The following is a 5,820-nucleotide window of genomic DNA, read 5'->3' on the forward strand; positions in this document are numbered from 1 at the left end:
AAGACAATAGACAGCTAACTGATAACTGATAACTGATAACTGATAACTGATAACTGATATGACTTTTACGATCACTCAAAACCAAAATCAATATCTTACCTATTGTCTCAAGGATGAAGAGGCTGACGCTTATCTGGAAGTGGTTCCCGCTAGGGGAGGAATCATCACCCGTTGGCAAATTTGCGGAGAAGATATTTTATATCTGGACAGAGAAAGATTTAAAGATCCTAACCTCAGCGTGCGCGGAGGAGTCCCGATTTTATTCCCTATCTGTGGCAACTTACCCGATAATAGCTATCAACACCAAGGCCGAAACTATAGCCTCAAACAACACGGATTTGCTCGTGATTTACCCTGGCAAGTGAGCAAACAAAGCAGCGAAACTGCCGCTAGTTTAACCCTAGAATTAAACAGTAATGAAGCCACTCGTCAAGTCTATCCCTTTGATTTTCAATTAATCTTTACCTATCAACTGCAAGGAAACAGCCTCAAAATTCACCAAAAAGTTATTAATCTTTCCCCCGAAAGAATGCCCTTTTCTATTGGGTTCCATCCCTACTTTCAAGTCACCGATAAAACCCGATTATCCTTTGATATTCCCTCCTCCCAATACCTCGATCAACGCAGGAAAACCCTCCATTCCTACTCCGGCAACTTTGACTTTAATCTCGAAGAAATTGATGCCGCTTTTCCGCAAATCACTCGCCATCAAAGTAGTTTTAGTGATTCCTATCATCAACGTCAAATTATCCTCGGTTACGACGATCTCTATACAACTATAGTTTTTTGGACCCTGAAAGATAAAAATTATATCTGTCTCGAACCCTGGAGCGCCCCCCGCAACGCCCTCAACACAGGCGAACAATTGACCTACTTAGAACCCCAGAGCAGCCGCGAGGCGATCGTGGAAATGCGAGTCAATCAAATTTAAATTTCCCCTTGACTTGGCCTCGATAAGATGTTAGATTAATAAATCGTGTGCAGAACACGAAACGGGTCGCTAGCTCAGCGGTAGAGCACTCGGCTTTTAACCGATTGGTCTTGGGTTCGAATCCCAGGCGACCCATAAAAACTTACTAATACAGAAAGATTGACTTGTCTTCCCCAGTCTATGGATTAGCCTTGCATACCAGCAGTCCCCAACTAGGACTGGCCCTCTCTAATTTCAGGGATGATAGCCGTCAACAAACTTGGGACTTAGACAGGGATTTATCGAACCTATTCCACCCCTATCTAAAACAGTTCCTAGCCCCGCAAAAATGGGCAGATTTAGCCTTTCTAGCCACCGCTAAGGGGCCGGGTAGCTTTACCAGTACCCGCATCGGTATAGTCACAGGTAGAACCCTAGCACAACAATTACAGCTACCGATTTTTACCGTCTCCAGTTTAGCGGCCTTTGCTTGGTTACAACGGGATTTTTACCCCCTCGATACCTATCTAGCCCTAGAAATGCCCGCAACTAGGGGACAATTGTATGTGGGCATCTATCGGGGTAATCGGGTTTATTTAGCTGATAGCCTGATGACTCCGGAACAATGGCAGCAGACTTTAGAAAACTTAACTATTCCCTATCAAAGATTAGCCACACCCAGTTGTTTAGGCATAAATGCCCCCGATATCCTCGATTTAGCCTATTTGGACTGGCAAACGGGAAAACGCCCCCATTGGTCGGAGGCGCTACCATTTTACGGGATGTGATTAAGTTGAACGGCTCATTTACCGGAGTGATAACATGGTTTAGTATAAGCTCGATCAATATGGAATCAAGACTCGTGTTATCTACTCTCCTAGCCGATTTCAAAATCATTTTTGAACGTGACCCCGCTGCCCGCAACTGGTTAGAGGTACTGTTTTGTTATCCTGGATTACAGGCTTTACTGTGCCATCGCTTCGCCCATTGGCTATATCAGATCGGGATTCCCTTTATTCCCCGTTTAATTTCCCATCTTGCCCGTTTTCTGACTGGTATCGAAATTCACCCCGGCGCCCAAATTGGTCAGGGTGTTTTTATCGACCATGGCATGGGAGTTGTCATCGGAGAAACGGCCATTGTCGGTGATTATGCCCTCATCTATCAGGGAGTTACTTTAGGAGGGACGGGGAAAGAAAGCGGTAAACGTCACCCGACTCTAGGGGAAAATGTGGTCGTCGGCGCTGGGGCCAAGGTTTTAGGTAATATTTATCTGGGTAATAACGTTCGCGTCGGTGCTGGTTCTGTGGTCTTGCGCGATATTCCCGCCGATTGTACCGTTGTTGGTGTACCCGGTCGTTTAATCTATCGCGCTGGGACGCGGGTGGAACCCCTCGAACACGGTGATTTACCCGACTCGGAAGCGGTGGCTATTCGCGCTTTGGTAGACCGCATCGAACAACTGGAAAAACAAGTGTACGAATTGCGGCTAGAACGGTCAAAAGAACCAGATTATCGGATTAATTGCCCAGTTTTAGCCCATTTAGAAGAAGAAGCGAGTCATGGCTGTTGCCCTGCGGCCGAACGAGATATGCGCGAGTTTCTCGAACGGGCGGTTTAACTCCGATAATCTTCTGATATGATAGAAGACTGGTTTTCTAAGTAAGTGGTTTTAATTAAATAGAAGATAGATTTTGCCTTCGATCCCCCCTTAATCCCCCCTTAATAAGGGGGTATCTGACAATTTTTAACACCTACCTACTTAGTAGCTGAAACCCATTCGTCAAAGCTATGATTGTTAAGGACTACTTGGCACCGTCCGATGGCTCAAACTGACTCGATCCGTATCCGTGGCGCCCGACAACACAATCTCAAAAATGTTGATCTCGAATTACCCCGCAATCAGTTGATTGTTTTTACGGGAGTTTCGGGATCGGGCAAATCTTCCCTCGCTTTCGACACTATTTTTGCGGAGGGACAGCGCCGCTATGTGGAGTCCCTCAGCGCCTACGCGCGCCAATTTTTGGGACAATTAGATAAACCCGATGTGGATGCGATCGAGGGTTTAAGTCCGGCTATTTCCATCGACCAAAAATCCACTTCCCACAATCCCCGCTCTAGTGTGGGAACTGTAACGGAAATTTACGATTACTTGCGTTTATTGTTCGGTCGTGCCGGTGAACCCCATTGTCCCCATTGCGATCGCAATATTGCCCCCCAAACCATCGATCAAATGTGCGATCGAGTGATGGAATTGGCCGAGAAAACCCGTTTTCAAATCTTAGCCCCAGTAATTCGCGGCAAAAAAGGCACTCATAAGCAATTAATCTCTAGTTTGGCCTCCCAAGGCTTTGCCCGGGTGCGGATTGACGGCAAGGTAGTAGAATTATCCGAGGGCATCGAGTTAGATAAAAAACATCTTCATGATCTTGAAATTGTTATTGATCGCCTGATCAAAAAAGAGGGTTTACAGGAAAGATTAGTGGATTCTTTAACCACTTGTTTAAAGCATTCCGATGGTGTAGCGATTGTGGAAATTCTCGATGAGAATAACGAAGATAATCCCGAAGTTACCAAAGAAATTGTCTTTTCCGAGAAATTTGCCTGTCCCGAACACGGGGCAGTTATGGAGGAATTATCCCCCCGTTTATTCTCTTTTAATTCTCCCTATGGTGCTTGTCCCAACTGTCACGGATTGGGCAGTTTACGGAAATTTTCGGCAGATTTAGTCATTCCAGACCCAAAACAACCGGTTTATTCGGCTATTGCCCCTTGGTCAGATAAGGATAATTCCTACTATCTTTCTCTCCTCTACGGTTTAGGGCAAGCTTTAGGTTTTGAAATTCAAACCCCTTGGCAGAAACTAACAAAAACCCAGCAAGATATCATTCTCTATGGGAGTAAAGAACCGATCTATTTTGAAGATGATTACCGTTATGATACTGGTCGCGGTTACTATCGAGAATTTGCGGGAGTTATCAATATCTTAGATAGGAATTATCAAGAAACCACCTCGGAAGTTATTAAACAAAGACTAGAGAAATATATTGTTAACCAAACCTGCGAAGTTTGTCACGGAAAAAGATTAAAACCGGAAGCTTTATCGGTACGTTTAGGACAATATACGATCACGGATTTTACCGGAGTTACCATTCGGGATTGTTTGCAGAGAATTAATGATTGTCATTTAACCCCAAGACAAGCATTAATTGGGGAATTAGCCCTCAAAGAAATCAAAGCGAGACTACAATTTTTAATCGATGTGGGATTAGATTATCTTACCCTCGATCGACCGGCGATGACTTTATCCGGGGGAGAATCCCAACGAATTCGATTAGCCACTCAAATCGGTTCGGGATTAACGGGAGTATTATACGTTCTCGATGAACCTAGCATCGGATTACACCAAAGAGATAATAGTAAACTGTTAGAAACCCTGCAAAGATTGCGAGATTTAGGTAATACTTTAATTGTCGTCGAACACGATGAAGAAACGATTCGGGCAGCCGATTATGTGGTCGATATCGGTCCGAAAGCGGGGATTCATGGCGGAGAAATCATCTGTCAAGGCAGTTTTAAAACCCTTTTAAAGTCCAAAAAATCGATAACAGGGGCATATTTATCGGGACGCAAAGTTATTGAAACTCCTCCCCAAAGAAGGGAAGGGAATGGTAATGCTTTAGTTTTAAAAAATTGCCATCAAAATAACCTAAGAAATATTGATGTAACGATTCCTTTAGGAAAATTAGTCTCGATTACGGGGGTATCTGGTTCAGGCAAATCCACCTTAATTAATGAGTTATTATATCCAGCTTTACAACATCATTTAACCCGTTTAACTCCCTTCCCCAAAGAATTAGAGAAAGTGGAAGGATTGGACGCGGTTGATAAAGTAATTGTCATCGACCAATCACCGATAGGACGCACTCCTCGGTCAAATCCTGCCACCTATACGGGGGTTTTTGACATTATTCGCGAGATTTTCACCGAAACCATCGAAGCAAAAGCTAGAGGTTACAAAGCGGGGCAGTTTTCTTTTAATGTTAAAGGAGGACGCTGTGAAGCTTGCCTAGGCCAAGGAGTAAACGTCATCGAGATGAATTTTCTCCCCGATGTCTATGTGCAGTGTGATGTGTGTAAAGGGGCGCGTTACAATCGGGAAACCCTACAGGTTAAGTATAAAGGTTATTCGATCGCCGATGTCTTAGATATGACGATCGAGGAAGCATTAAAGGTCTTTGAAAATGTCCCCCGGGCCACCACCAGATTACAAACTCTCGTGGATGTGGGTTTAGGATACTGTAAACTCGGTCAAAGCGCGCCCACTTTATCCGGTGGGGAAGCGCAAAGGGTGAAATTAGCGGCCGAATTATCCCGACGGGCCACGGGAAAAACCCTATATTTGATCGATGAACCGACTACGGGATTATCTTTTTATGATGTGCATCATCTCTTAGATGTGTTACAAAGATTGGTCGATAAAGGTAATTCGATTATCGTCATCGAACATAATCTCGACGTGATTCGCTGTAGCGATTGGATTATTGATTTGGGACCGGAAGGAGGGGACAAGGGAGGAGAATTAATCGCGGTGGGAACACCGGAAACCGTGGCTAAATGTGAAAAATCCTACACCGGTCATTATCTTGCCCAAGCATTACTTCAATATCCCCCAAAAAAGCGGGATAATGTTAGGGAAGAACACAGAGATAATAAAGCCAATGATCAAGATTAGTATTTAACTCTTGTTCGCTCTTAATTTCCTGACCGGTTTTCCAAGAATAAATTTTAATCTCTTGAAAGTAAGACCTTAACTGTCTTAATTGTTCTTTGGGGGTGGCGTAATAATTTCGGAGACGAAAATTATGGGGTTCATCCCGAATAATTGCATAGTCAGCAGTCAATAACTG

At 44.2% G+C, this 5,820-nt stretch carries 4 protein-coding genes, 1 tRNA gene and 1 pseudogene; 5 read left to right on the top strand and 1 reads right to left on the bottom strand.

Features of this window, described 5'->3' with window-relative positions; genetic code table 11:
• Positions 1–58: 58 nt before the first annotated feature.
• The 5 genes from PX636_RS20205 (at position 59) to uvrA (ending at position 5,645) form a co-directional block, all read left to right on the top strand.
• Complete coding sequence (locus tag PX636_RS20205; protein ID WP_002798163.1) at positions 59–931, top strand: aldose epimerase family protein; 873 nt, start codon at positions 59–61, stop codon at positions 929–931.
• Between the two features lie 63 nt (positions 932–994).
• Positions 995–1,066: transfer RNA gene (locus tag PX636_RS20210), tRNA-Lys, on the top strand.
• A 29-nt stretch (positions 1,067–1,095) separates the two neighbouring features.
• Complete coding sequence (gene tsaB / locus PX636_RS20215; protein ID WP_288118519.1) at positions 1,096–1,698, top strand: tRNA (adenosine(37)-N6)-threonylcarbamoyltransferase complex dimerization subunit type 1 TsaB; 603 nt, start codon at positions 1,096–1,098, stop codon at positions 1,696–1,698.
• A 59-nt stretch (positions 1,699–1,757) separates the two neighbouring features.
• A complete protein-coding gene (cysE, locus tag PX636_RS20220) occupies positions 1,758–2,531 on the top strand; it encodes a serine O-acetyltransferase (RefSeq protein ID WP_002798161.1) in 774 nt (257 codons plus the stop codon).
• Between the two features lie 201 nt (positions 2,532–2,732).
• Entirely contained in the window at positions 2,733–5,645 is a 2,913-nt protein-coding gene (gene uvrA, locus PX636_RS20225) for an excinuclease ABC subunit UvrA (protein WP_288118520.1), read from the top strand.
• Here uvrA and PX636_RS20230 read toward each other — a convergent pair.
• Positions 5,602–5,820, bottom strand: a pseudogene (locus tag PX636_RS20230) (class I SAM-dependent methyltransferase); the annotation flags it as partial. The gene uvrA and the pseudogene PX636_RS20230 sit on opposite strands and share 44 nt — an antisense overlap.

Source organism: Microcystis sp. M53598_WE2 (assembly GCF_030067735.1).
Classification (GTDB): Bacteria; Cyanobacteriota; Cyanobacteriia; order Cyanobacteriales; family Microcystaceae; genus Microcystis; species Microcystis aeruginosa.